This is a genomic window from Micromonospora sp. NPDC085948 (assembly GCF_040686315.1).
Classification (GTDB): Bacteria; Actinomycetota; Actinomycetes; order Mycobacteriales; family Micromonosporaceae; genus Micromonospora.
In genome coordinates this window covers 99,513-124,429 of record NZ_JBFBJW010000011.1, presented here as the reverse complement: position 1 = coordinate 124,429, position 24,917 = coordinate 99,513, and the positions used below count along the sequence as shown (strand labels likewise).

At 74.0% G+C, this 24,917-nt stretch carries 23 protein-coding genes and 1 riboswitch; of the genes, 16 read left to right on the top strand and 7 right to left on the bottom strand.

All coding sequences use genetic code 11. The annotated features are described in order from the left end of the window. The first annotated feature begins 38 nt into the window (after window positions 1-38). The 4 genes from AB0O48_RS24985 to AB0O48_RS24970 all read left to right on the top strand — a co-directional run bounded on the left by AB0O48_RS24985 (window position 39) and on the right by AB0O48_RS24970 (window position 5,202). A complete protein-coding gene (locus AB0O48_RS24985; RefSeq protein ID WP_365068638.1) occupies window positions 39-2,153 on the top strand; it encodes an AAA family ATPase in 2,115 nt (704 codons plus the stop codon). Between the two features lie 107 nt (window positions 2,154-2,260). Then, the gene (locus tag AB0O48_RS24980) at window positions 2,261-3,178 is read left to right on the top strand and encodes a cation diffusion facilitator family transporter (protein ID WP_365068636.1); all 918 of its coding nucleotides are present in this window, start codon (window positions 2,261-2,263) and stop codon (window positions 3,176-3,178) included. A gap of 111 nt (window positions 3,179-3,289) precedes the next feature. Continuing rightward, window positions 3,290-3,421, top strand: a riboswitch (cyclic di-AMP (ydaO/yuaA leader). Between the two features lie 56 nt (window positions 3,422-3,477). Further along, complete coding sequence (locus tag AB0O48_RS24975; RefSeq protein WP_357245193.1) at window positions 3,478-4,494, top strand: hypothetical protein; 1,017 nt, start codon at window positions 3,478-3,480, stop codon at window positions 4,492-4,494. 207 nt (window positions 4,495-4,701) lie between these two features. Beyond that, window positions 4,702-5,202 (top strand): hypothetical protein, encoded by a 501-nt coding sequence (locus AB0O48_RS24970; protein ID WP_357244828.1) that lies wholly within the window; start codon window positions 4,702-4,704, stop codon window positions 5,200-5,202. Window positions 5,203-5,371: 169 nt separating this feature from the next. On the opposite strand, the gene AB0O48_RS24965 is transcribed toward AB0O48_RS24970, so the two are convergent. Continuing rightward, the gene (locus tag AB0O48_RS24965) at window positions 5,372-5,839 is read right to left on the bottom strand and encodes an SRPBCC family protein (RefSeq protein WP_365068633.1); all 468 of its coding nucleotides are present in this window, start codon (window positions 5,837-5,839) and stop codon (window positions 5,372-5,374) included. A gap of 188 nt (window positions 5,840-6,027) precedes the next feature. On the opposite strand from AB0O48_RS24965, the gene AB0O48_RS24960 reads away from it, so the two are divergent. Further along, a complete protein-coding gene (locus tag AB0O48_RS24960) occupies window positions 6,028-7,005 on the top strand; it encodes a PfkB family carbohydrate kinase (RefSeq protein ID WP_365068631.1) in 978 nt (325 codons plus the stop codon). Continuing rightward, window positions 7,002-7,829, top strand: a complete 828-nt coding sequence (locus AB0O48_RS24955) for a 5'/3'-nucleotidase SurE (RefSeq protein ID WP_357244823.1) — start codon at window positions 7,002-7,004, stop codon at window positions 7,827-7,829. The genes AB0O48_RS24960 and AB0O48_RS24955 overlap by 4 nt, the downstream gene beginning before the upstream one ends. A 19-nt stretch (window positions 7,830-7,848) precedes the next feature. Here AB0O48_RS24955 and AB0O48_RS24950 read toward each other — a convergent pair whose 3' ends face one another. Continuing rightward, complete coding sequence (locus AB0O48_RS24950; RefSeq protein ID WP_357244821.1) at window positions 7,849-8,211, bottom strand: STAS domain-containing protein; 363 nt, start codon at window positions 8,209-8,211, stop codon at window positions 7,849-7,851. A gap of 384 nt (window positions 8,212-8,595) precedes the next feature. Here AB0O48_RS24950 and AB0O48_RS24945 point away from each other — a divergent pair, with 384 nt between their 5' ends. From AB0O48_RS24945 to AB0O48_RS24925, 5 genes are all read left to right on the top strand, one after another. Then, complete coding sequence (locus AB0O48_RS24945) at window positions 8,596-8,736, top strand: hypothetical protein (protein ID WP_204941479.1); 141 nt, start codon at window positions 8,596-8,598, stop codon at window positions 8,734-8,736. A 140-nt stretch (window positions 8,737-8,876) separates the two neighbouring features. Then, complete coding sequence (locus tag AB0O48_RS24940) at window positions 8,877-9,275, top strand: hypothetical protein (protein ID WP_357244819.1); 399 nt, start codon at window positions 8,877-8,879, stop codon at window positions 9,273-9,275. 581 nt (window positions 9,276-9,856) lie between these two features. Further along, window positions 9,857-10,543, top strand: a complete 687-nt coding sequence (locus AB0O48_RS24935) for a BON domain-containing protein (RefSeq protein WP_357244817.1) — start codon at window positions 9,857-9,859, stop codon at window positions 10,541-10,543. A gap of 96 nt (window positions 10,544-10,639) precedes the next feature. After that, on the top strand, window positions 10,640-11,137 hold the full coding sequence (locus tag AB0O48_RS24930; RefSeq protein ID WP_357244815.1) for a redoxin domain-containing protein: 498 nt from the start codon (window positions 10,640-10,642) through the stop codon (window positions 11,135-11,137). After that, on the top strand, window positions 11,134-11,682 hold the full coding sequence (locus AB0O48_RS24925; RefSeq protein ID WP_357244813.1) for a DsbA family protein: 549 nt from the start codon (window positions 11,134-11,136) through the stop codon (window positions 11,680-11,682). Before AB0O48_RS24930 ends, AB0O48_RS24925 begins: the two co-directional genes overlap by 4 nt. Before the next feature lie 13 nt (window positions 11,683-11,695). On the opposite strand, the gene AB0O48_RS24920 is transcribed toward AB0O48_RS24925, so the two are convergent. Further along, a complete protein-coding gene (locus AB0O48_RS24920) occupies window positions 11,696-14,599 on the bottom strand; it encodes a LuxR C-terminal-related transcriptional regulator (RefSeq protein WP_365068627.1) in 2,904 nt (967 codons plus the stop codon). A gap of 171 nt (window positions 14,600-14,770) precedes the next feature. On the opposite strand from AB0O48_RS24920, the gene AB0O48_RS24915 reads away from it, so the two are divergent. From AB0O48_RS24915 to serS, 5 genes are all read left to right on the top strand, one after another. Then, window positions 14,771-15,202, top strand: coding sequence for a hypothetical protein (locus AB0O48_RS24915; protein WP_357245191.1), 432 nt, complete (start codon window positions 14,771-14,773; stop codon window positions 15,200-15,202). Continuing rightward, on the top strand, window positions 15,199-16,332 hold the full coding sequence (locus AB0O48_RS24910; RefSeq protein ID WP_357244809.1) for an alcohol dehydrogenase catalytic domain-containing protein: 1,134 nt from the start codon (window positions 15,199-15,201) through the stop codon (window positions 16,330-16,332). The genes AB0O48_RS24915 and AB0O48_RS24910 overlap by 4 nt, the downstream gene beginning before the upstream one ends. 50 nt (window positions 16,333-16,382) lie before the next feature. Then, complete coding sequence (locus tag AB0O48_RS24905; RefSeq protein ID WP_357571373.1) at window positions 16,383-17,564, top strand: saccharopine dehydrogenase NADP-binding domain-containing protein; 1,182 nt, start codon at window positions 16,383-16,385, stop codon at window positions 17,562-17,564. Between the two features lie 43 nt (window positions 17,565-17,607). Next, window positions 17,608-18,672, top strand: a complete 1,065-nt coding sequence (locus AB0O48_RS24900; RefSeq protein ID WP_357571552.1) for a MerR family transcriptional regulator — start codon at window positions 17,608-17,610, stop codon at window positions 18,670-18,672. A gap of 97 nt (window positions 18,673-18,769) precedes the next feature. Next, the gene (gene serS / locus AB0O48_RS24895) at window positions 18,770-20,050 is read left to right on the top strand and encodes a serine--tRNA ligase (RefSeq protein ID WP_365068624.1); all 1,281 of its coding nucleotides are present in this window, start codon (window positions 18,770-18,772) and stop codon (window positions 20,048-20,050) included. 33 nt (window positions 20,051-20,083) lie between these two features. On the opposite strand, the gene AB0O48_RS24890 is transcribed toward serS, so the two are convergent. From AB0O48_RS24890 to AB0O48_RS24875, 4 genes are read right to left on the bottom strand one after another with little or no spacing between them, the layout of a single operon-like run. After that, window positions 20,084-21,007: a cytochrome c biogenesis protein CcdA gene (locus AB0O48_RS24890; protein ID WP_357571372.1), complete on the bottom strand. Its 924-nt coding sequence runs from the start codon at window positions 21,005-21,007 to the stop codon at window positions 20,084-20,086. Next, complete coding sequence (locus AB0O48_RS24885) at window positions 21,004-21,624, bottom strand: redoxin domain-containing protein (protein WP_357244799.1); 621 nt, start codon at window positions 21,622-21,624, stop codon at window positions 21,004-21,006. The genes AB0O48_RS24890 and AB0O48_RS24885 overlap by 4 nt, the downstream gene beginning before the upstream one ends. A 41-nt stretch (window positions 21,625-21,665) precedes the next feature. Next, a complete protein-coding gene (locus AB0O48_RS24880) occupies window positions 21,666-23,129 on the bottom strand; it encodes an NADH-ubiquinone oxidoreductase-F iron-sulfur binding region domain-containing protein (protein ID WP_357244797.1) in 1,464 nt (487 codons plus the stop codon). Next, on the bottom strand, window positions 23,129-24,778 hold the full coding sequence (locus tag AB0O48_RS24875; RefSeq protein WP_357244795.1) for a hypothetical protein: 1,650 nt from the start codon (window positions 24,776-24,778) through the stop codon (window positions 23,129-23,131). The genes AB0O48_RS24880 and AB0O48_RS24875 overlap by 1 nt, the downstream gene beginning before the upstream one ends. Window positions 24,779-24,917 lie beyond the last annotated feature (139 nt).

Here is a 24,917-nt window from a genome sequence, read left to right as displayed (position 1 = left end):
TTTCCGCCGCCTGCCGGCGACCTTCGAAGGAGCGTGTGTTGACCGACCAGACCGGCCTGGAGCAGGAGATCGCCGTCGAGCAACGACACCTCGACCGGGTGTACGCCCGACTGGCCGAACTGCGGCGCTCGGCGGTCCGCGCCGAGCGTGACGGCTACCGGATCGCCCGGGTGGGCACGTTCGGCGCGTTGGTCGAGCGCGACGCGATGGTCTTCCACGCGGCGCAGCGGCGGCACGTCCTGGACGCCGAGTACGAGGGGTTGGTCTTCGGCCGGCTGGACCTGCGGGACCGGCAGGTGCTGCACGTGGGGCGACTCGGGATCCGGGACGAGGACGCCAGCACGCTCGTCGTCGACTGGCGGGCACCCGCCGCCGCCGCCTTCTACCAGGCCACGCCGGCGCAGCCACTGGACGTGGTGCGTCGCCGCACGATCCAGTCCCGTGCCGAGCGGGTCACCCGGATCGAGGACGACCTGCTGGACCCGACCGCCGCCCCGGAGGGGATGACGGTCGTCGGCGACGGCGCCCTGCTGGCCACCCTGTCCAAGGCGACCGGCCGGGGCATGCGCGACATCGTGGCGACAATCCAACGGGAGCAGGACGAGGCGATCCGTTCGCCCGGCTCCGGGGTGACGATCGTCGCGGGCGGCCCGGGCACCGGCAAGACCGCGGTCGCCCTGCACCGGGCGGCGTTCCTGCTCTATTCCGAGCGCAGCCGCTACGCCGGGGGCGGGATCCTGGTGGTCGGCCCGTCGGGGGTCTTCGTCGAGTACATCGCCTCGGTGCTGCCCTCGCTCGGTGAGGACACCGCCACCCTGCACTCGCTGGGCACTCTGTTTCCGGGGATGACCGCCACCCGCACCGACCCGCCCGAGGTGGCGGCGGTGAAGGGCTCGCTGCGGATGCGTCGGGTGCTGGAACGCGCGGTCCGGGACGCGGTTCCGGACGGCCCGGGTGAGCTGCGGCTGCTCTACCGGGGCACGCTGCTGCGGCTGGACCGGGCCGCGCTGGACCGGATCCGGGACCGCGCGCTGCACCGCGGCGCCCGTCGCAACGAGGTGCGCCGGGCCGGCTTCGACGGGGTGTTCGCCGCGCTCTGGGCGCAGGCCCGCGAGGTGGGCGTTCGCCTGCCGGACCAGCGGACCTTCGAGGCGGAGATCGCCGACCGGGCCGAGTTCCGCGAGTTTCTCAAGGCGTGGTGGCCCCGGCTGCACCCCCGGCACGTGCTCGGCTGGCTGGCCCGGCCGGAGCGGCTGCGCCGGTACGCGGGCGGGATCCTCTCCTCCGCGGAGATCCGGCTGCTCGGCGCCGCGTACCGGAGCCTGGAATCCGACGGGTTGACCATCGCCGACATCGCGCTGCTCGACGAGTTGGACGCCCTGCTCGGCAAGCCGGCGCAGCCGGCCAAGGCCCGCCGCGACCCGTTCCAGCTCGCTGGCGGCGTCCGCGAGCTGACCACCGCGAGCGAACGGCAGCGGGCGGCCCGGGCGGCGGCCCGGGAGCGTCCGGAGGACTACCGGGACTACGCGCACGTGGTGGTGGACGAGGCACAGGACGTCTCGCCGATGCAGTGGCGGATGGTCGGACGGCGCGGCAGCCTGGCCTCCTGGACGGTGGTGGGTGACCCCGCGCAGACCGCGTGGACCGGCGATCCGGAGGAGCTGACCCGGGCCCGGGACCAGGCGCTGGGCCGGCGTAAGCGGCACGATTTCACGCTCACCACCAACTACCGCAACTCGTCGGAGATCTTCGCGGTGGCGGCGGCGGAGATCCGCCGGCTCTACCCCGACCTGCCGCTGCCGACCGCGGTGCGCTCCACCGGGGTCGATCCGGTCGAGCTGGTGGTGCCCGCGAGCGGGTTGGAGACCGCCGTCGTGAAGGCGGCCGCCGGGCTGCTGGCCGAGGTGGAGGGCACGGTCGGGGTGATCACGCCGGTCCCCCGCCGCGACGAGGTCGCCGGTTGGCTCGCCGCGCTCGCCGCGCCGCGCCTCCAGGTGGTGACCAGCCTGGAGGCCAAGGGCATGGAGTACGACGGGGTCGTGCTCGTCGCCCCGAGCGAGATCCGGGCGGATCCGGGCGCGGGGGTACGCACCCTGTACGTGGCACTTTCCCGGGCCACGCAACGGCTCACCACCATCGATCCAACCGGCTGATCCGGCGCGCCTCGCCCGGCGGACCAGCGGTCCACGCCACACTTGCATACATAGCGATGTGAGCATACATTTGACCGGGCCCCAACCGGCGGCGGAAGGTGGATCTCGTGGGCGCAGGTCATGACCACCACCATGGGTCGGTCGCCAATGCCGCACACCAGCACAGGGGTCGACTCTGGGCGGCATTCGGGCTGCTCGCCGCTCTGATGGTGGTCGAGGCGGTGACCGCCCTGCACACCGGTTCACTCGCCCTGCTCTCCGACGCCGGACACATGTTCACCGACGTGCTCGGCATCGGGATGGCGCTCGCCGCGATCACCGCGACCCGCCGGGCCACCACCGACCCGCAGCGCACCTTCGGGCTCTACCGACTCGAGGTCCTCGCCGCGCTGGCCAACGCCGTTCTGCTCTCCGGCGTCGCGATCTACGTGTTGATCACCGCGATCCGCCGCTTCGGCGACCCGCACGAGGTCGTCGCCGGCCCGATGCTCGTGGTGGCCGTGCTCGGCCTGCTCGCCAACATCGCCGCCTTCGCCCTGCTCCGCGCCGGAGCCCGGGAGAGCATCAACATCCAGGGCGCCTACCTGGAGGTGCTCGGCGACCTGCTGGGCTCACTCGGCGTGATCGGCGCGGCGCTCCTCATCTCCGTCACCGACTGGTGGTGGGCCGACCCACTGGTCGCCGTCGCCATCGGCGTGTTCATCCTGCCGCGCACCTGGCGGCTGGCACGGGCCGCCGTCCGCATCCTGGTGCAGGCCGCCCCGGAGCACCTCCAGGTGACCGCCGTGCACGACCGGCTGGCCGCGGTCCCCGGGGTGGTCGAGGTGCACGACCTGCACGTCTGGACGCTCACCTCCGGCATGGACGTGGCCTCCGCGCACCTGACCATGGCACCCGGCGCCGAGGTCGGCGCGGTGCTCACCGCAGCGCGTACCGCCCTGCACGACGACTTCCGGATCGAACACGCGACGTTGCAGATCGAGCCCGGCGCCGCCTCCGGAGCCTGCGGCTCGATCGAGTGGTGACACTTTTCTCGTGACGACGTACGCACCGTCCGTCACATCGGCTGCAGCCGCCCCACCCGCACCGGTAGGCTCGGTCCCGGCCTCCACCAGGCGGCGCCCTCCAGGCGCCGGTGGCGGCCGCCGCCTAATCGCCCAACCGGGCGAACCGGGGAACCACGTTCCTGGGGTGCATCCGCGTCAGCGGTAGGGATCTTCCGTCCCGAACCCGTCAGCTAACCCGGTCGGCGGCTGACGGAAGGACATGCGCAGTGGCACCAGCACGACCACCCGCCGCCCGACTGGCGGCCCTGATCGTCGCGATGTTCGCCCTCGGCGTCGCGATCCCGGCCGGCACCGCCTCGGCCGCTCCCCCGACCGGCCTGCGGGCCGCCGCCGCACCCGACTCCGACGAGGAGGGCGGCACCCCCTCGCTCCGCGCCCAACTCGAGGCAGCCAGCAAGGGCTACCTGGACGCGAAGCGCGCTCTGGACACCTCCGTGCAGCGGCAGCAGCAACTCGCCACCCAACTGAAGACCATCGAGGTCGAGCTGGCCCAGCGCGACGGCAAGGTCGGTCAGATCGCCGGCGTGGCGTACCGCACCGGCCGGCTCGGCGCGGTGTCGGCGCTGCTCAACAGCAACAGCCCGGAGGGCTTCATGGACCGGGCCGCCGCCCTGGAGGCGGTGGCCGCCAACGAGGACCGGGTGCTGCGCGATCTGCTCGCCACCAAGGACCAGGCCAACCGCACCCGGACCGCCCTGAACGGCGAGATCACCGAACAGCGCAAGCAGGTCGCGGTGATGGCCAAGCGCAAGGACCAGGCCGAACGGGCCCTGACCGTGGCCAACACCCCCAAGCCGCAGCCCACCGCCGACAGCGGCTCCAACCGGGGCACCTCCACCGCCAACGCGAAGGCGGCACCCCGCAACTCGGACGGCTCCTGGCCATCCGAGTCGTGCAGCGTCAACGACCCCACCCCCGCCAACGGCTGCATCACCCCGCGCACCCTGCACGCGCTCAACCAGGCCAAGGCCGCCGGCTTCACCCGGTACGTCTCCTGTCACCGCCCCAGCGGCTCCGGTGAACATCCCAAGGGCCGGGCCTGCGACTTCGCCGCCCAGGCGAGCGGCTTCGGCGGCAACGCCACCGGCGGCGACAAGACGTACGGCAACAACCTGGCCGCGTACTTCATCCGCAACGCCGACCGGCTCGCCGTGCTGTACGTGATCTGGTACCGGCAGATCTGGCTGCCCAGCAGCGGGTGGAAGTCGTACAGCGGCGCGAGCGGGACCCCGTCCACCGACCACACCAACCACGTACACCTGTCGGTCTACTGACCCACCCGACGGCTCCCCCGGTCCGGTCCGGGGGTGATCCACTCGCGGTCGCCGACTCCGGGGTGTCCGGACGACGGGATACCCCGGAGTCGGCGATTGTCGTGTTGATCAGGATGGTGTCGCCGGGCCGGGGTACGTCGCCGGGCGTACCCCGGATGTCGTCGGCGGTCGGACGACCCGGCGCGGGTCGGCGGGCAGCATCGCGGTATGCGTCGGATCCCACCCACCGCCCGCAAGGGGCTCCTCACCCTGCACCTGGTCACCTCGCTCGGCTGGCTCGGCGCCGACCTGGTGCTCCTCACCCTCGGCATCGCCGTGCAGCGGGGCGCCGACCCGGCGGTGGTCTACCCGGTCACGGCGCTGGTCGGCACGGTGCTGTTCGCGCCGCTGAGCGTCCTGGTCTGGCTGATCGGGGTCGCCAGCGCGCTACTCACCCCGTGGGGGCTGTGGCGCCATCGCTGGGTGCTGGCCAAGCTCGTGCTCACCACGGTGATGGTCGGACTGGTGTTGTTCCTGCTCACGCCGAATCTGCGGCACGCCGGTGCGGTGGGCGCCGCCCTCCCCGCCCGGGACCGCGTGGACCTGGTCATCGCGCCGGCGGTGTCGACGACCTTGATGATCATCGCGACGGTGCTGTCCACGTACAAGCCGTGGGGCCGACGTCCCGCCGCCCGACCCGCCCTGGCAGGCCACGGCCGCAACCCGTGACCGCGCCACCACGACCGGGCTGGCGCGACCCGGGCTGACGCGACCGGGCCGCCAAGATCGCGCCGCCAAGATCGCGCTATAACCAGGACGTAGTGGCCTCCCGACGCCCGCAGGCCACTAGATCCTGGATCGAGCACGATCATGAGGCGGGACGGCGGGGCGGGGGCGGTCAGGCTGGGGGTGGTGGGTCACCGGCTCGGTCGAGGGCCGGGCCGAGGCGGGCGGCGAGGGCGAGGTGAGCGGCCCGCGCCTGGCGGAACGCGTACCGGAACAGCGGCGTCGGCGCGGTCAGGGTGATCTCGACGTCGATCCGGACCAGACCCTCCGGCTCGGCGCGCAGTCGCGTGTGGTTGCGCACCGTGGTGGCGGGCCACTGGCGGGCCACCATGACGATCTCGTCGTGCTCGCTGATCAGCACGTCCGCGTGGTACGTGGTCCGGAAGCGCAGTGGGCCGGCCACCAGCCTGTCGTTGATCGTGTAGCTGGCCCGGGCGCCGGGTCGGGGCGGCAGTTGGCGGACCTGGACGATCAGCGGATGCAGTTCGCCCTGTCGGGTCAGGTCGCTGAGCATCGCCGCGGCGTCGGCCAGCGTGCACCGGGCCTGGACGGTGTAGCTGAAGGTATCGCTGCTGAGCACTCTTCTCCCACCGTCGCGTGTCGCACGATCGTCCCGTACCGATGTCTGCCTGGCAACGCCCGACGGCCGCCGATGCCAGGGCGAACCGCAGCCGATGGGATGCCCCGCCGCCAGGTGTCGCATTAGGGTCGGTTGGTGAGGAATCACCCAACCGTGCAGGAGGGCGGCATCATGAGTGGCGACGACGGATGAGCGGGCACGTGATGGTCTTCGCGCCCACCCCGCAGCTCACGGTCACCGTGGACCAGCCGAACGACCACCCCGAGCTGCATCTGCACCCCGGCGGGCAGGGCGTCTGGCAGGCGCGGATGGCGATGTCGCTCGGTGTCGACGTGGTGCTCTGCGCCGCCCTCGGCGGCGAGATCGGTCAGGTGCTGGAGCCGCTCCTGGTCAGCGAGGGCGTGGACCTGAAGGTGGTGGTCCGTGACTCCGGCAGCGGCGGGTACGTGCACGACCGCCGGGACGGCTCGCGGCAGGAGATCGCCGACATACCGGGGCAGCCGTTGAGCCGACACGAGTTGGACGAGCTGTACAACCTGGCCCTCGGCGAGGGCCTGCGGGCCGCGGTGAGCATCCTCAGTGGGCCGAACGAGCCGTGGCTGGTCCCGGCCGATCTGTACCGGCGCTTCGCCGCCGACCTCGCCGCCAACGGCGGCCGGGTGGTGGTCGACCTCTCCGGCGACCACCTCGGCGCGGTGTTGGAGAGCGGTGTGTTCTTCCTCAAGGTGAGTCACGAGGAGCTGATCCGCGACGGCCGCGCCTGCAGCGACGACAGCCTGGAGCTGACCCGGGCCATGTACGAACTGCACGCCGCCGGCGCCGAGACGGTGGTGGTGAGCCGGGCCGAACAGCCGGCGTTGGCGCTCATCGACGGCGAGTTGTTCGAGGTCGAGATGCCCCGGTTGGAGGCCGCCGATCCGCGCGGTGCGGGCGACTCGATGACCGCCGGGGTGGCCGCCGTCGTGGCCCGGGGCGGGGACATCCGGACCGCCATCCGCACCGGCGCCGCCGCCGGCGCGATGAACGTGACCCGGCACGGTTTGGGCACCGGACGACTGGACTCGATCACCGGCCTGGTCGACCGGGTCCGGCTGGTGCCGGCGGACAGCCGACCCCAGGAGCGGACCACCCCGGACGAGTTGGCCGGCCGGGTGGTCGAACGATGACGCTGCGGGTGCTGATCACCAACGACGACGGGATTGCCGCGCCCGGCATTCAGGCACTGGCCTGGGCGGCGGCACAGCGGGGCCTGGACGTGGTGGTCGCCGCGCCGTTGGAGGAGGCGAGCGGGACCAGCGCCGCGATGAGCGCCGTGGAGCGCGACGGGAGGGTCGTCGTGAACGACCATCCGCTGCCGGACCTGGCTGGCGTGCCGGCGTACGGGGTGGGTGGCTCCCCCGGCTTCATCACCCTGATCGCGCTGCACGGCGCATTCGGCCCACCGCCGTCGGTGGTGCTCTCCGGGATCAACCGGGGTGCCAACGCGGGGCGGGCCGTGCTGCACTCCGGAACTGTGGGAGCCGCCTTCACCGCCGCCACGAACGGTTGCCGGGCGATGGCGGTCTCCCTCGACGTGCTGTCCGCGGGCGAGGCGACGGCAGCCAGCGGTGGTGCCGCGGTGGACGCCGCCGCCCGGGTACGCGACGCCGAGCGGCACTGGAGCACCGCCGCGCGGGTCGCCCTGGACCTGCTCCCCCGGTTGACCTCCGGGCCGATGGAGAGCGTGCTCAACGTGAACGCCCCGGATCTGCCGCACGGGCGGCTGCGCGGGGTGCGACGCGGCACGCTGGCCAGCTTCGGTCAGGTGCAGATGACGGTGGCCGAATCCGGCCACGGCTTCGTGCGTACCTCACTGGAGGAGCCGGGGCAGGCCGCGCAGCCCGGCACCGATGTGGCGTTGCTGGCCGCCGGGTACGCGTCGGTGACGGCCATCCGAGCAGTCACCGAGGCGACCGACATCGACCTGACCGGACTGGACGACCAGCCCTGACCGTGCTGTCTGGTGGCGCTCAGGCGCCAGGCAGCACCTCGGGGGTGGCGGCACCGGCGAAGTAGGGCTCGGGGGCACCGAACAGGCCGAGCAGACCGGTCACCCAGAGCTGCCGGTGCACGAACCGGCTCGGCTCGGTGACCACCAGCTTGACGTTGCTGACCTCGGCCGTCTGGAAGCCGGCAACCATGGCGCTGATGCCGACGGAGTCGATGAAGGTGACCAGCCTCATGTTCAGCTCGATGCGGAGCGGCCGGCCCTTGGCCAGCACCTCCGCGATCGCCTCGCGCACCTCGTACGCTGTGTCGACGTCGATCTCGCCCCGCGGGGCGATCTCCACGACTCCACCGGACAGAACAGACTTCACGATCGACAGGCTCACGCGAGCACCTCCACCCGCCCGTCCCCCGGGCGCCTCATCAGTACGCGGGCCGCGACCGAGAGTATTCCTCTGACAGCCTCGGTCGCCACCCCTCGGGATGAGCAATTCACGGATCCGGACCCACAAAGGCACCCATATCCGCACTTTTGAGTATCTGATTGCTCAAGACTTTTTGTTATTTGACCTCCGACGACCGGTCGCGACCGATGCGCCGCGGACCAGGGTAGCCGTCCCGACCCGACGCGCCCGACAACCGACCCCCGACCGGCGGCCCGCCCCGTGCCACCGGCGTGTCGCGCGCGGACACCCCCCGACCCGGGCCCACCAGTTGCCGACGCCACCTAGCATCGGGCCGGGACACCCCCCATACGGAGAGGACCTTCGATGATCAAACGACTTGCCGGTCTGGCCGGCGTCGGCGTTCTACTCGCTCTCGTACTGGCCTGCGGTTTCGGCGGTGGAGACGACGATGACGACGATGACGACGACTTCGCCCGCGGCGTCGCCGTGGTGGTGGTGCGCTGAGTCGCGGCGGCGGGCCGGAGCCGGCCGGGTTTGCGCTCGGGCGGCCCTGGGCACTGGCGGGGTAGGCGAACCGTGACGCGCTGAACAGACGCCGAAGTCCGAAGTGGCCGGCGGCTTCGGCACCCGAGGAGGTAACCACGATGTTCGGAACCAACGTGCTGGACCGCCGCAGCAAGCCGGAGCGGATTGCGGACCATGCCTGGGAGCAGCTGCTCTCTGCCGTGAACTCGGCCGGAGACAGCGTGCGGGACACCGCCCGCTCGGCCCGTCGCAACAGCGGCGACATCGCCGACGGTGCGGGTGACCTGGTGGGCTCCGCCGCCGAGGAGGCGCGACGCCGGGCCTCGCTGGCCTTCGACGCGCTCGCCGGTCGACAGCCGGCTCTGCCGTGGACGCTGCTGATCGGCGCCGCGCTTGTCGGCGCCGCCGTCGGCTGGGCCGTCGGCTCCGCCGCGCGGGCCGCCGGCAGCCGGGACGCCCACGCTGTCGACGACGTGGAGTTCGTCGACGTGGACCGACCCAACTCCCCGGCGGTCTGACCGACAGGTCCACCAGCACCAGCACGGACCCCGCTCACCCCTGGTCGGGCGGGGTCCGTCGTCGTGCCGCCGGCCGGTGCCGTACCCAATATGAAGTTGTGGGCCGGCCCGCCGGGTGCCGGACCCCTCAGGCAGCCCGGCGGACCGGTGTTCGGGCGGGGGCCGGCGGGGTGCGGACCCACCACGACGGCGGTGGCCAGCACGCAGCGGACCAGGCCCGCGAGACGTGCGGGTATCGGTGGCTTGCTCGCGGATCGAGACCGGGGGACGGAGTCGATCCGCTGGGGACGTCGTGGCCCGGGGGACGAGCACGACGACGGGGACGAGGTGGAGTTGCCCTGACTTCCACCACCCGACGCGACGGCTCCCGCAATCGAGGACTGCGATTACGGTAACCGAAAGGCGCTCGCTTTGGAAGCGCTCCCATGCATCTGCCTTCGGACACCCTGGCACTCGGAGCTGCGACTCCTCACCCACCGTGGGTGAGGACGGATCACCCGGACCGACGGCAGGCTCGGACCCCGGCGGACCTCCGGCCGCAGCCGCCACCGGTCCGCCACCCACGCAGGGAGGAGGCCCAGATGGCGATCGCGGAGATCGACCGCACCGACCAGGACATCCAGTCCGCCGTACTCGACGAGCTGACCTGGGAACCGAGGGTGCAGCCGCACGAGATCGGTGTGACCGTCGCCGAGGGCGTCGTCACGCTGACCGGCCGGGTGGACAGCTACGCCAAGAAGTGGGCCGCCGAACGGGCCGCCCACCGGGTCGCCCGGGTCCGGGCGGTCGCCAACGACCTGGCCGTGCAGCTGGCCGACGCCGCCGAACGCACCGATCCCGACCTGGCCGCTGCGGCCAGCCACGCGCTGGAATGGGACGCGTTCGTACCCATCGAGAAGCTCCAGGTCACTGTCTCGGCCGGCTGGGTGACGCTGCACGGCGACGTCGAGTGGGAATACCAGCGCCGCGCGGCAGAGCGGGCGGTGGGACGGCTCACCGGCGTACGGGGGCTGAGCAACGGCATCACCGTACGGCCCGCCGCCGCACCGGACGGCCGACAGCTCGCCGATCGGATCATCGACGCGCTCGCCCGAGCCGGAGCGACCGAGGCCGAACGGATCAGCGTGCGGGTGCACGGCGACACCGCGGTGCTCGCCGGGTTGGTGCACTCCATGCCCGAACGGGCCGAGGTCGAGCAGGTGGCCTGGTCCGCCCCGGGCATCCGGGAGGTGCAGAACCACATCGCGGTCGCCCCGGTGCTGCGCTGAGCGAGCGCGGGCGAGCGCCCGGCTGGCACTGAGCGAGCGCGAAACCACCCGGGGTGGGTGAGCCGGACTCACCCACCCCGGGAGCAGGCTGGGGGCATGAGTGATCCGAACGGGCTGATCCAGCCGGGGCGTTCCGCGCCCGGTTTCACCCTGCCGGCCACCCCGGACGGTGCCCTGACCGGGCCCGAGCAGTTCCGCGGACGACCGGTCGTGCTCGCCTTCTATCCGGCCGACTGGAGCCCGGTGTGCGGCGACCAGATGTCGCTCTACCAGTCGGCGGCACCCGTCTTCGCGCAGTACCGGGCGGTGGTGCTCGGCATCTCGGTGGACAGCATCTGGTCACACCGGGCGTTCGCGGAGAGCCGGGGCATCGAGTTCCCGCTGCTAGCCGACTTCGAGCCGAAGGGCGAGGTGGCCCGCCGCTACGGCGCGTACAACTCGCAGGGTGAGGCGGACCGCGCACTCGTGGTGCTCGACCCGGCCGGGCAGGTGACCTGGAGCTTCGTTTCGCCGCCCGACGTCAACCCGGGCGCCGACGGCATCTTCGACGCGCTCGACCAACTCGCCGCCGATCGGAAGGTGATGACCGGATGACCACGCCACTGCAGGTGACCGCCCGACTCCGGGACCCGGTCACCACCGAGGACCACGTCCGGGGGCCGGCCGACGCGGCGGTGACCGTCGTCGAGTACGGCGACTTCCAGTGCCAGTTCTGCGGTGCGGCCTACCCGAACCTGCACGAGTTGCTGCGGCAGCGGGCCGACACCGTCCGGCTGGTCTACCGCTACTTCCCCATCGCCAACGTGCACCCGTACGCCGAACGGGCCGCCGAGACGGCCGAGGCCGCCGCGGTCCGGGGCCGGTTCTGGGAGATGCACGACTGGCTCTACGAGCACCAGGACCAACTCGACCCGGTGCACCTCTCGCTCGGTGTCGAGCAGGTCGGACTGCCGCCGGACGAGCTGAACGCCGAGGTGGAGAACCGGGCGCACGCGGACCGGGTGCGCCGGGACTTCGTGGGCGGCATCCGCAGCGGGGTGAACGGCACCCCCACCCTGTTCGTCAACGGCGTCCGCCACGAGGGCGGGTACGACCTGCCCGATCTGCTGGCGGCCGTGGACGCGGCGGGCGACGCCTGACCTGTCGGCCCGCTCAGATCAGCTGCAACTCGCGCGCCCGCCGGACCGCCTCGCGCCGGCGGGTCGCGTCGAGTTTGCGGTAGATGTTGCGAACGTGGGTCTTCACCGTGTTGACCGAGAGGGACAACTCGCTGGCGATCTCCACGTTGGACAGGATGCTCTGCAGGTAGCGCAGGATGGTCAACTCCCGCTCGGTGAGCGGCTCGTCGAGCGGGCCGCTCGGCTCGGCGGCCGGCCGGGCGGTGCTCGGCCCGGCCCCGCGTACCAGGTCACTGACCAGGGTGAAGTGGGCGGTCCCCGCGTCCAGGTGCGCGGCCAGCAGGTCGCGCACCGGCGGCCCGGCGTGGGTGAAGACGCGCCGACAGCCCTGCGGCCCGGCCAGATCCAGCACCTGCTCGAGGAGCCGACCCGCCCGCCTTCCGTCCCCGGCGCGACCGGCCAGCACCGCGTCCAGCAGGCCGGCGTCCAGGCGTACCGGCAGGGGCCAGGCGGTGGCCGCCGGCGCCTGCCAGGCCGGCAGCCCGCGGCCGGCGGCAGCGGTGTCGCCGGCCAGCAGCTCCACCTTCGCCGACGCCACCGCGAGCACCGGGTCGGTGTCCGCGCCGACCAGCAGGTCGCGGGCGGCGTCCAGGTCGCCGCGCTCGGCGCGCAGGTCGGCCTCGGCGGCTCGCAGCAGGCTGGTCAACTCGGCGGCGGACGGCAGGTCGACGAGCGCCTCCCGGGCCTGGACGAGCAGTCGCTGGCCGGCTGCCGGGTCGCCGGAGTCGCGGTGCAGGTGCGCCCGGCACAGCGCGGCCACCGCCGTGGCCACGGGCTCGCCCCGGACGGCGGCGAGCCGGCCGCCGCCCGCGTCTCCCGCGGAGCCGTCGACCAGGCCGCCGGCGACGCCGAGCGCCGGGCCGGCGAGGTTGAGGTTCGCGGTGGCCTCGTCGGGCTGGTCGCGCAGCAGCGCCACCTGGGCCAACGCCAGATACGCGTAGGCGCAGTCGAGTCGACAGGACCAGCCCCGACAGGGCGGCATGCCCAGCGCTTCCCGGGCCGCCTGCTCGGCCGCCCGCAGTTCACCGCGTACGGCGAGCAGCAGCGCGGCACGACTGACGCCGACCAACTCGGTACGTGGCCGGCCCGCCTCCCGAGCGGCAGCCCGGGCCCGGACGAACCGGGCGGTCGGCAGCCCACCGCCGGCCAGCTCGACCAGCCCCAGGGCGGTGCCGGTGAACGCCCGAAGGTCGGCGTCGTCGGCGGCGCCGCTCCCGCCGGCCGTCAACGTCGCACCGCCCGACGACGCGGCACCGCCCGACGACGCGACACCGCCCGACGACGCGGCACCGCCCGACGACGCGGCACCGCCCGACGACGCGGGGTCCGGCAGGCGGGTCGGTGTGGCGCCCGGCGGGCGGGTCCGCAGCAGCCGGGCGGCGGCGGCCCGCACCTCCACCGGGTCGTCGGCGAGCCGGGCCACCGTCAACTCCAGCGCGGTGACCAGCCGCAGGAACCGTTGCCGGCGAGGCACCGGCAGGCCCGGTGCGTGCCCGGCGGCGGCGCGCAGGTGACCGGTGGCGGCCGGGAGGTCGCCGGCGTACGCGCGTTCGGCGGCGTAGGCGAGGGCCACCTCCGGGTCGGCCCGGATCACCTCCACCGGCGGAGCGCCCGGTGCCGGGGCGTGCACGGGGTCACTGTCGTACCGGGTCAGCTCCGGCCAGTGCGCGACGAACAGGTCGCCGGCCAGGTCCCACCGGCCGGCGGTCAGCGCGTGCCGCAGCGCGTCGGCCGGCCGTCCGTCACCCGCGTACCAGTCGGCCGCCCGCACGTGCAGATCGCGCAGCTCCGGGCCGGGCAGCCGGGCCAGGTCGGCGCGGAGCAGGTCGGCGAGCAGCGGATCGCAGCGGTACCAGGGCGGACGGGTGTCCTCCCGGTGCAGCAGGCCACCCGTCCCGGCCAGGTCGGCAAGCGCCTGCCCGGCGTCGGCGCGGCCGGTCAGCGCCCCGGCCAGGTCGGCGCAGACGCTCTCGACGACGGCGGTCCGGCGCAGCAGGTCCTCCTCGGCCGCGTCGAGCGTCGCCAGCACCTCCTCACGCAGGTAGCCGGCGATCTCCGGTTGGTCGCCCCCGAACTGCCCCACCCAGCGCCCCGGGTCGGGCTGCCCGCGTACCGCCAGGGCGGCGATGCGCAGCGCGGCCGGCCAGCCCCCGGTGCGTTCGCGCAACTGGCGCACGTCGGCCGCCGGCAGGGCCGCGCCGTGCGCGGTGAGCAGGTCGGCCACCTCGTCGTCGGTGAACGCCAGCTCGTCCGGGCCGATCTCGGTCAGCTCGCCCGCGAGGCGGAGCCGGTGCAGGGGCAGGTGCAGCCCGGCCCTCGCCCCGATCACCAGACGCAGCCGCTGCCCGGCGTGCCGCAGCAGGAACTCCACGCCGTGCAGCGCCGCCGGGTCGGCGACCCGGTGCAGGTCGTCCAGGATCAGCAGCACCGGCCGGTCCGCGGCGGCGAGGGTGGCGGCCAACAGTTCCAGTTGGTCGGGGCGGGGTGGCCGGTCGGGCACCGGGCCGTCCTCCGCCGACCCGGTCGCGGTCCGCAACGCCGCCGCGAGGTACGCCCAGAGCCGATCGGCGTCGTCGCCGACCTCCACCGACACCCAGGCCGAGACCGGGCTGTCCTCGGGCGACACCGAGAGGTCACCAGAGTCGGGTACGACCGCGCCCGGCTCGACGTCGGGCGTCCCACCGTCGAGCCGCGCCCAGGTGGCGAGCAGTGTGGTCTTGCCCCAGCCGGCGGGGGCGGCGACCACGGTGACGGGTCCGGCAGCGCCCTCGTCCAGCCGGCGCAGCAGCCGGGGCCGGGCGAGCACCGGCTCCGGTGGCACGGCCGGGGTCAGCCGGGACGCCAGCAGCGGTGACTCCGCCGCGGGGTCGACGCGCACGCGACTCTGCTGTTCTGGCACCCAGCCCCACCCCCACCACGCGCTCCGCCCCCGGTCGGCGTGCGGTTACCCGGCGCGGGGCGGTTCACCCCTTCCGGGCGAGCACGCTTCACCCGACCGCGACCGACGATCGGGGACGTGGACGGGGAGGACGTGGAACCGGTGGGAGCGATGGGACGGCTGGTGCGGGCGGGCCTCGGTGGCGTGGCGCTGCCCGGGCTGCGCCGGCTGCGCGTACCCCGGTGGGGCCGCCGGACCGGCGCGGACCGCGACCCGGTCACCTCGCTCCGGTGGGAGGTGGTGACCGTCGATCGGCCGCCCGAGCAGGTGCTTCCGGCCGGTCGGTGGCCGGAGCCCTTGCGCCGCCTGGACGGCGCGGTCGAGGTGCGGGTGCGCCCCGCGCCCGGCGATCGGGGCACCGAGCTGGCCGCCCGACCGGTGGCCGGTGCCAGCCCGCCGGTCGGGCTGGCCGCGCACCTGGTCGGCGACGACCCTCATCTGCTGGTCCGCCGGGTCCTGCGCCAGATCAAGCAGCGGGCGGAGACCGGCGAGGTGCTGCGCGCCGACCGGTCCGCGCTCGACCGCCCCGAGGTCCGCGGGTGAGGGCGCTGTGCTGGGTGGCCACCGATGAGGTGGCGGTACGCGAGGTGCCCGACCCGGAGCTGCGCAACGAGCGGGACGTCATCGTCCGGGTCCGCCGCAGCGCCACATCCGGCGGGGACCTGCCGCTGCTGGCCGGCCGGAACCCGCTGCTGCGGGCCGGTGACGTGCTCGGGGCGGAGTTCCTGGGCGAGGTGGTCGAGGTCGGTCCCGGCGTGCGCCGGCACCGCACCGGCGATCGGGTGGTCGTCGGCGCGAGCGTCGCCTGCGGCGGCTGCTGGTACTGCCGCCACGGCCTGCACTCCTGCTGCGACAACGCCCATGCCGACCCGGCGAGCGCCGACCCCGGCTGGGGACACTCGGACGCCGGCTCCTTCGGCCGTCCCCGCGCGGCGGGCGGATTCGCGGGCGGGCACGCCGAGTACGTGCGGGTGCCGTACGCCGACGTGGGCGCGTTCCGGGTGCCGGACGCGGTCGACGACGACCGGGCGGTGTTCGCCGCCGACGCGGCGCCGACCGGGTGGCTGGCCGCCGAGTTGGGTGCCGTGCGTCCCGGCGATGTGGTGGCGATCTGGGGCGCGGGGGCGGTGGGTCAGTTGACCGCTCGGGCGGCGGTGCTGCGCGGAGCCGCCCGGGTGCTGGTCGTCGACCGGTACGAGGAGCGGTTACGGATGGCCGAGCGGCACGTCGGCGCGGAGCCGCTTGACTACCGTCGCACCGACGTCGCGGCGGAGTTGCGCGAGCGCAGCGGTGGGCGGGGGCCGGACGTCTGCGTGGTGGCGGTCGGCGCGCCGCCGCCCGAGCGGCTCGGCGGCCGTGCCGACCGGCCGGACGCGACACGCGAGGCCGTGTACGCGTGCCGCAAGGGCGGTGTGGTGGTGCTGCTGGGCGGGACGGACGGGTTCGTCGACGCGTTCGGCCTGGGCGCGGTGACCGAGCGACGGCTGACGCTGCGCGGGGCCGGTCGGCCGGACCTGCGGGACGTGCCGATGCTGCTGGACCGGATGGCCCGCGGCGAGCTGCGCACCGAACACCTGGCCACCCACCGGTTGCCGTTGGCGCGCGGCCCCGAGGGGTACGCGCTGTTCCGGGACCGGGCCGACGGCTGTGTACGAGCCGTGTTCACACCCTGACGCCCTCCTCGTGCGCTGCCGTCGGGGACCGTGAATGGCACACTCTCAGAATGGCTGGGGAGCGGACGTACGACGTGGTGTTGTTCGGGGCGACCGGGTTCACCGGTGGCCTGACCGCCGACTACCTGGCCCGACACGCCCCGGCCGGACTGCGCTGGGCGCTGGCCGGCCGCAACCCGGACCGCCTCGCCGCCGTGCGGGACCGGCTCGCGGCGGTCGACCCGACACTGGCCGACCTGCCGCTGCTCACGGCCGACGTGACCGACGCCGACTCGCTGCGGGCCGTGGCGGAGAGCGCCCGGGTGGTCGCCAGCACGGTCGGCCCGTACGTCCACCACGGCGAGCCGCTGGTCGCGGCGTGCGCGGCGGCCGGCACCGACTATCTGGACATCACCGGCGAGCCGGAGTTCGTCGACCTCATGTACGTGCGCCACCACGCCGAGGCGACCCGCACCGGCGCGCGGCTGGTGCACGCCTGCGGGTTCGACTCCATCCCGCACGACCTGGGCGTCTGGTTCACGGTCAAGCAGCTCCCCGCCGACGCCCCGATCACCGTGGACGGTTACGTCCGCGCCGGTGGCCGGTTCTCCGCCGGCACCTACCATTCGGCGCTCACCGCGTTCTCCCGTAGCGGGCAGGCCAGTCAGGCCGCCCGGGAGCGCCGGGCGGTCGAGCCGCGCCCCACCGACCGCCGGGTCCGCGCGGTGCCCGGCCGGCTGGCCCGCTCCGCCGAGCTGGGCATCTGGACCGTGCCGCTGCCGACCATCGATCCGCAGGTGGTCCGCCGGTCGGCGGCGGCCCGTCCGGAGTACGGCCCGGACTTCCGGTACCGGCACTTCGCCGCCGTGAAGCGGCTGCCCACCGTGCTGGCCGGCGCGGTCGGGCTCGGCGCCCTGGTTGGGCTGGTGAAGCTGCCGCCCAGCCGACGGTGGCTGCTCGGCCGGCTCGCCTCCGGGCAGGGACCCACGCCCGAGCAACGGGCGGCGTCCTGGTTCCGGGTCCGGTTCGTCGGCACCGGCGGCGGGCAGCGGGTGGTCACCGAGGTGGCCGGCGGCGACCCGGGGTACGACGAGACGGCGAAGATGCTCGCCGAGTCGGCGCTCTGCCTGGCGCTCGACGAGCTGCCGCCGACCGCCGGCCAGCTCACCCCCGTCGCCGCGATGGGTGACGCGCTGCTGGACCGGCTGATCCGGGCCGGGCTCACCTTCCGGGTGCTGGAACCCTCGGCTTGACCCTCGACCGGGTCGAGGGGGCAGGATGCCCGACGTGAGTGACCTGCACAGCATCGGCGAGTTGGCCCGGGCCAGCGGCCTGACCGTCAGCGCGCTGCGTTTCTACGACTCGGCGGGGGTGCTGGAGCCGGCCCTGGTGGACCCGGTGACCGGCTACCGCTGGTACACCGACGAGCAGATCACGCCGGCCCGGTTGGTGGCCGGGCTGCGCCGGATCGGGATGCCGGTCCCGGAGATCGCCGCCGCCGTCCGCGCCCAGCCGGCGGCCGTGCACCAGTTGCTCGACACGCACCTGCGCCGGTTGGCCGACGGGCTCACCGACGCCCGCCGGGAGGCCGCCCGACTCCGCGCGCTTGTCGACCCGGCCCAGCCGGCCACCACCACGCTGCTGCTCTCCCCCACCGACCTGGCCGCCGCGCTCGACGCGGTGCGCTTCGCCGTCGGCGTCGACCCGGAGCTGCCGATGCTCTCCGGTGTCCTGCTGGACGTGGAGCCGGACGGCGTCCGGCTCGTCGCCACCGACCGGTACCGGTTGGCGCTCGCCCGCGCCACGGCCGACGTCGACGGCCCCCGGGCGCGGGTGTTCGTGCCGGTCGCCCTCGTCGATGACCTCCGGCCGCTGCTCGACGCCACCGACGCCGGACCGGTGTGGCTGACCGTGGCCGGCGCGGAGCTGCGGGTGCTGGTGGCCGGCCGGACGTTGACCGGCACCGCCCTGCCGTACGACTTCCCGGACTACCGCAGGCTGCTGCGCAAGGCCGTCGGCGAGCGGCCCACCGCGCGCCGGGTCCCGGTGGACGTGGCGGCGTTGCGCGCCGCGCTGGCCGACCCGGCGGCCCCCACGGTCGCCCGCGACCACGACGGCACGACCCGGGCGGTCACCGTGCTCGGCGTCGACGACCAGGGCGCGCTGCGGCTGCTGGCCGCCGCCGAACTGGGCACCGACGCGCTGCGGGTTGGGGTGGACGGCGGCTACCTGCTGGACGCGTTGACCGCGGCCGGCGCGGCGCAACTCGTGTTGGAGCTGGACGGACCGATCGCCCCGCTGGCCGTGCGCCGCACGGACGACGCGGACACCTATTCGGTGTTGATGCCGATCCGGCTCTGAGTCGGTGGCCCGCACTCCCCGTTCCGGGAGGAAAAGCCCGCGACGGTAGCATCTGGTGGTTCACCTGTGAACCCCGGACGGAGGCGTACGGAGCAGCATGCTCGACATGGAGTTGATCCGGAAGGATCGCGAGGCGGTGGCGACCGCGCTGGCGAAGCGTCTGGATCCCGCCGAGGTCACTCGGGCGCTGGACGAGATCCAGCGGCTCGACCAGGAACGCCGCGCCCTGATCACGGAGATCGATGCCGAGCGGCAACGCCGCAAGGCGGAGGCCCGGGCGTACGCGCAGGCGAAGCGGGCCGGCGAGGAGCCGCAGGCCGCCGCGCCGGAGGCCGAGCGTCGACAGCTCGCCGAGCTGGAGTCCCAACTGGACGACGTGCAGTCGCGGCTGCGTACGGCGATGAGTGAGCTGCCCAACCTGCCGGCCGACGACGTGGTGGCCGGTGGCAAGGAAGCCAACCAGGTCGTGAAGACCTTCGGCGAGCCGCCGGTGATCGACAAGGTCCGCGACCACGTGGAGTTGAGCCGCGCGCTGGGCCTGGTCGACTACGAGCGTGGGGTCAAGCTCGGCGGCTCCGGCTTCTGGATCTACACGGGCATCGGCGCCCGGCTGGAGTGGGCGCTGCTCAACTACTTCATCGACCAGCACGTCCGGGCCGGCTACGAGTTCCTGCTCCCGCCGCACCTGCTGCTCGACTCGGCCGGCTTCGCCGCCGGGCAGTTCCCGAAGTTCTACGACGACGTCTACCACCTCGACGCCGAGTCCGCCCCGCGCGGGCAGTTCCTGCTGCCCACCTCGGAGACGGCGATCCTCGGCGCGTACCAGGACGAGATCCTGGAGACCCCGAAGCTGCCGCTGAAGGCCTTCGCGTACACCCCGTGCTACCGGCGGGAGTCGGCCGGCTCGCACTCCGACGAGCGCGGCACGGTGCGCGGGCACCAGTTCAACAAGGTGGAGATCTTCCAGTTCACCCTGCCGGAGCAGGCCGACGCGGCCCTGGAGGAGATGCTCGCCCACGCGGAGAGCCTGGTCGAGGGCTTGGGCCTGCACTACCAGCGCACGCTGCTCTCGGCCGGTGACGCCAGCGCGTCGATGAAGAAGACCCTCGACATCGAGGTGTGGATGCCGAGCACCGGCAAGTACAAGGAGGTGTCGTCGGTCTCCTGGGCCGGTGACTACCAGGCTCGGCGGGCGGCCATCCGCTACCGCGAGCCGGGCGGCAAGCAGACGCGCTTCGTGCACACCCTCAACGGCTCGGCCCTGGCCACGAGCCGGCTCTTCCCGGCCATCCTGGAGCAGAACCAGCAGGCCGACGGCAGTGTCCTGATCCCCAAGGTCCTCCAAGACCGCCTGGGCACCGACCGCCTAACCCCCTAACCCCAACCCGACCCGTCCCCGCCCCGACCCCGCTCACGTCGCCGATCTTGCAGTTTCTGTCGCCGAAACGTGGTGTTCCGCGGTTTTTGTCGCGACAGAAACCGCAAGATCGCGGGGGTGGGGGCGGCGGGGGTGGGGGCGGCGGGCCAGGGTGGCCAGCAGCAGGAGTGTGGCCAGTGTGGCCAGCAGCGGCGCTGGGCCGACGGCGTCAAGGGCATCGGCCAGGGTGCGCTGGACCTCGGCGGCCACCCGGATCACCGGGTCCCGCAGGGCGTCGCGGCGGCCGGCGGACAGGCGTAGCTCGTACCAGCCGTACCAGGCGACGTAGCCGCCGGCGAGCAGTAGCACCAGGCCGCTGAGGCGGGGCACCAGCGCGCCGGCGACGCGCAGCCGGGCCACCAGCCCGTCGCGCAGCAGCGCCACGGCGAGCGCGGCGACCGCGACCACCAGGCCCATCCCGAGGGCGTACGCGCCGAACAGCGCCAACCCCTGACCCGTCGAGCCGGCCCGGAGGCTGGTCACCACGATGGCCAGGAACGGCGCGATGGCGCAGCCGAGCGACGCCAGCGCGTACGCCGCGCCGAACAGCGCCATCGACGGCCACGTGCGGGTGAGCCGGGGCGCTCGGGCCGACCAGCCGGGGGCGGGCAGCCGCCGGCCGGCGAGCAGCCAACAGCCGGCCGTCACCAGCAGCACGCCGAGCACCACGGTCAGCCACGGCAGCCGGGGCCGCAGCCAGCCGGCCAGCGGCGCGAGCGCCAGGCCGAACGCGCCGAACACCAGCACGTACCCCAGGGTCAGCCCGGCCGCCGCGGTGAGCGCGCGGCCGACCGCGCCGCGGGCGTCCGACGCCCCGGCGACCAACAGCGAGAGGTACGCGGGCAGCAACGCGAAGCCGCACGGGTTGACGGCGCCGAGCATGCCGGCGGTCAGCGCGAGCAGCAGGGCGGCGGTCACGCCCCGGCCAGGGCGGCGACCCGGGCGGCGAGCGCCTCACCGTCCAGGAAGCCCTGGTGGACGACCCGGCCGTTCCGGTCGATGATCACGAAGATGCTCTGCTCGGTCACCCTGAACCGCTTCCAGAGCGCGCCCTTGCGGTCCTCGATCTGCGGCGTCCCGGCGAGGTCGAACTCGGTGACGAACTCCTTCATCGCGCGTTGCTCGCCGAGGCCGGCGACGCCGATGATCGGCACGGTTTCCCGGTAGCGGGGCGCGATCTCGGCGACCGTCCAGGCCTGGCTGGCGCAGGTGGCGCACCACGGCGCCCAGAACCACAGCACCACGGGCTTGCCGGCGAGCTGCGCCGCGTCGAACGCCGCCCCGGTGAGGGTGGTGCCGGTGAAGCGCAGCGCGTCCGGGACCGCTGCCGGGGCCGTGCTCGGCGATCCGGTCGCGGTGGCGTTGGCGGCTGGCGGGGCACCTGTGGTGGCCGGCGCGGCGACCGCCGCGGGCGGGGCGGCCGTACCGGTGCAGGAGACCACGCCGAGCAGTGCGGTGGCCAGCGCCACGGCGGCGCCGGCCCGCCGGCCCACACCGATCCGGGACCGTCGCCCCCGAGCGTGCCAGCTGCGCATCCGTGTCTCCGTTCCACAGTTGTCCGGGAGGTGCCCTTTCCCTACTCGGCCTTGGCGAGGCGGAGAGCCAGCTCGGGGCACACCTTGACCGCCTTCAACGCACCCTCCCGCAGCCAGGTCGGCACGGGGGTGGGCGGGAAGGCGGGATATCCGTTCGCGTCGAGCCGGATGAAGTCCGGTACGACGTGCGCGCACAGGCCGTGCCCGTCGCAGCGCGACCAGTCCAGGGTGAGCTTCTGCGGGTTCGCGTCGGGTGCGCCGGGCAGCCCCATCACACCCTTGACGCGTCGACCACAGCCGTCACCGGTGCTGTGCAGCCGCAGGTCCTCGGCGAAGACCTCGATCGCGGAGAGCGCGAACCGGGCGGTGCCGTCCGGGTGACTGCACGCGCCCCGACCCTTCACCTCGCCGGCGGCGGCCCGCACCACCTCGGCCGGCTGACTGCCGGCCACAGCCAGGTCCACCGCGCGGGCCAGGTCCGGCAGGCCCATCTTGCACGGTCCGCACTGGCCGGCGGACTCCCCGGCGAGGTAGCGCACCACCTGGGCGGCCTCTCCGAGTGGGCAGGTGTCGACGCCGAGCGGGATGATGATGCCCGCGCCGAGCGTGCCGCCGACCGCCGCCAGCCCCTTGCGGGACACCTCGGCCGTTTCCGCCGCCTCCGGGGTGATCCATTTGCCGTGGTAGCCGCCCATCAGGATGCCCTGAATCTCCGGCACCTCGCACAGGTCGAGGACGTCGCGCAGCGGCATGCCGGCGGTGCACTCCACCACCGCCGGTCGGCCCGCCGCGCCGGTCACGGTGAGCAGCACGGTGCCCGGCTCGTCGTCGGTGCCGAGGGCCGCGTACTCGTACGGGCCGAGGCGGGCGCCGACGGCCAGCTGGGCGTACGTCTCGGCGTTGGACAGCAGGGTGGGCAGGCCACTGACCCCGGAGTCGCTGGAGCGCTTCTTGGTGCCGGGCGGGATGTGCGGCAGCCCGTTGATCCCGTTGACCAGCGCGCCGCCCTCGCCGGAGATGAACCGGTGCGGCACGGTGACGATCGTGGTCAGCACCGGCATCCGGCGCTCTTCGAGGGCCTCCATCAGCGAGTCCCGACCGACCCCGTCGTCGGCGACACCGATGACGATCTCGTCGGCGTCCAGCGCGTACGCGGCGAGCGCCGCGCCGTCCAGGATCAGGTGCGGGGCGCGGGTCAGCAGCACCTTGTCCTTCCAGCTGGCCGGCTCCCCCTCGCTGGCGTTGACGACCACGACGGCGGCGAGGTCCTGCCGTTCGCAGGACTCCAGGACGGCGCGCAGCTTGCGGGCGAACGGGAAACCCGCCCCGCCCTTGCCCTTGAGCTGCATGCCCTCGGCGAGCCGGAGCAGTTGCGCCGGTTCCATCGGGCCGATCGGGCCGTGCACCTCCTCGTGCGCGGCCAGGTCGAGCCGGCCGTACTCGGCGAAGCCGGCGGTGAGCCGGGGCTCGCCCACGCAGGCGACCGGTGGCACCGCGGTGCGCATCACTTCGCCTCACCCCGCAGCCCAGCCCAGTACGCCCCGTCCACCGCGTCCGCGCTGGCCTTGCGGCGCTTGGCGGACCGGCCCTCGCCGGCTGCCCGCCGAGCCCGCCGGGACGCCAGGTCGACAAGGGTCGGGGTGTCGTCGACGGGCGGCGCGACCTCGTCCGGCACGTACCGGGCCGGCGGACGCCAGTAGTCCGGCTCCTCCGGCACGTCGTCCTCGACGCTGTGCCGGCCGCTGCCGCTGCGCGGCGTCGCCGAGATGGGGCTGGCCGAGATCGGGCCGGCGGAGATCGGCTCGACGGAGACCGGGCCGGCGGAGATCGGCTCGGCGGCCTGCCACCGGCGCGGGCTGTCCCACGGCTCCTCCGGCTCGACCGTCGGCCGTGGCGGTGCCGAGTACCGGGTGCCGTCGTCCTCGTCGCGGGACCGGCGGTTGGACCGTTCGGCGGCCGGCTCCTCGACGCGTCGCCGTCCGGTCGGCACCGCCTCGTCCCGGGTACGCGAGCCGCGCCGCCGGGTCACCGGCTCGACCTCCTCGTCGTCGCGTCCACGGGTGACGGTCTCCTCGACGCTGCGCCGCGACCGGCGGGTCGCGGGCTCCACCTCGTCCCGCCGGCCGCGCGAGGGCCGTTCGGTGTCGCGGCCGGCCGCCGGCTCTTCCACCCGCCGGCGGCGGCTGGGCCGGGTCGGCTCGACGAGGGAACCAGGTTCGGGCACCACCGGGACGGTGAACCGGTCCGGATCGCGACGCGCGGCCGGCGCGGCCCACGTCGCGGTGGTGGTGTCCGCCCAGCCGGGACGCGTGTCGGCGTCGGCGTTCTTGCGTCGGGTCAGCCCGGCCAGCAGCTTCCGGCCCGTGTTCGTCTCCTTGGCCCGCCCGGCCAGCACCGCGTTACGCACCGCGGCCTGGTGCTGTTCGCGGCTGCGCCGGCCGATGGTGACCGAGAGCCGGACCAGCAGGGCCAGCACCACCAGCAGGATGCAGCCCAGGTAGCTGAACACCACCCAGGGAGCTGCGGCCCGACCGGCGTTGAGGCCGTGCAGCACGGCGAACGGCCAGGCCAGGTACGCGGTGGAGTGCAGCGTGCGCCACAGCCACTTGGGACCGACGCCGGCGAAGCGGGCGCGGATGATCCCGGTCCAGATCACGCTGACCATCAGCAGGGCGGCCACGGTGCCGAGCCCGACGTAGAGCCCCCGGCCGCCGACGAACGGCACCAGCGCGTCGGTCGCGGCGGCCCGCCCAGTAGCGATCTTGGTGAGGACGTGGAAACCGAGCCCGGCCACGCCCAGTACGCCGGTGGCCCGGTGCGCCGACTGCATCAGCACCCGGTGCGAGATGCGCAGCACCAGCCGGTCGGTGGCGAGCAGCCCGAGCATCACGGTGAGGCTCAACGTCACCAGGGAGATCACCCCGGCGAAGAACTCGGTGAAGAAGAAGCCGTACGCGTACGCCTTCTGTCCGGCGCCCGTCAGCATGACCGCCGCCCACAGTGCGGCGAGCACCGACGCGATCAGCATGGTGGCTGCCGACCGGGACGGTGTGCGTACCCCCCGACTGCTGGCGCTGGTCCGGACGGTGGCCGCCTTCTGGTTCTGCTGTGCCCGGGCCATGTGCTCCTCGATCGTCTCGCGGCGGCGTACCACCGGCCGACCCCTGCTCCCCCATCCAGTACGGACCGGCGGGGCGCGCGGATCATCCGTTAGGAAAAATTTCTGGGCCGGGATCGAACCGAGTGGCGTCGACGTGCGTTGCCGTCCACCTCGGAGCGGGGTCGAGACCTTC

What these genes read in the sequence shown, in the direction of transcription:
- AB0O48_RS24930 (WP_357244815.1), top strand. Translation starts at nt 10,640, where the DNA reads ATGAGTGATCCGAACGGGCTGATCCAGCCGGGGCGTTCCGCGCCCGGT.
- AB0O48_RS24935 (WP_357244817.1), top strand. Translation starts at nt 9,857, where the DNA reads ATGGCGATCGCGGAGATCGACCGCACCGACCAGGACATCCAGTCCGCC.
- AB0O48_RS24955 (WP_357244823.1), top strand. Translation starts at nt 7,002, where the DNA reads ATGACGCTGCGGGTGCTGATCACCAACGACGACGGGATTGCCGCGCCC.
- AB0O48_RS24945 (WP_204941479.1), top strand. Translation starts at nt 8,596, where the DNA reads ATGATCAAACGACTTGCCGGTCTGGCCGGCGTCGGCGTTCTACTCGCT.
- serS (WP_365068624.1), top strand. Translation starts at nt 18,770, where the DNA reads ATGCTCGACATGGAGTTGATCCGGAAGGATCGCGAGGCGGTGGCGACC.
- AB0O48_RS24925 (WP_357244813.1), top strand. Translation starts at nt 11,134, where the DNA reads ATGACCACGCCACTGCAGGTGACCGCCCGACTCCGGGACCCGGTCACC.
- AB0O48_RS24915 (WP_357245191.1), top strand. Translation starts at nt 14,771, where the DNA reads ATGGGACGGCTGGTGCGGGCGGGCCTCGGTGGCGTGGCGCTGCCCGGG.
- AB0O48_RS24975 (WP_357245193.1), top strand. Translation starts at nt 3,478, where the DNA reads ATGTTCGCCCTCGGCGTCGCGATCCCGGCCGGCACCGCCTCGGCCGCT.
- AB0O48_RS24880 (WP_357244797.1), bottom strand. Translation starts at nt 23,129, where the DNA reads ATGCGCACCGCGGTGCCACCGGTCGCCTGCGTGGGCGAGCCCCGGCTC.
- AB0O48_RS24970 (WP_357244828.1), top strand. Translation starts at nt 4,702, where the DNA reads ATGCGTCGGATCCCACCCACCGCCCGCAAGGGGCTCCTCACCCTGCAC.
- AB0O48_RS24960 (WP_365068631.1), top strand. Translation starts at nt 6,028, where the DNA reads ATGAGCGGGCACGTGATGGTCTTCGCGCCCACCCCGCAGCTCACGGTC.
- AB0O48_RS24940 (WP_357244819.1), top strand. Translation starts at nt 8,877, where the DNA reads ATGTTCGGAACCAACGTGCTGGACCGCCGCAGCAAGCCGGAGCGGATT.
- AB0O48_RS24885 (WP_357244799.1), bottom strand. Translation starts at nt 21,624, where the DNA reads ATGCGCAGCTGGCACGCTCGGGGGCGACGGTCCCGGATCGGTGTGGGC.
- AB0O48_RS24905 (WP_357571373.1), top strand. Translation starts at nt 16,383, where the DNA reads ATGGCTGGGGAGCGGACGTACGACGTGGTGTTGTTCGGGGCGACCGGG.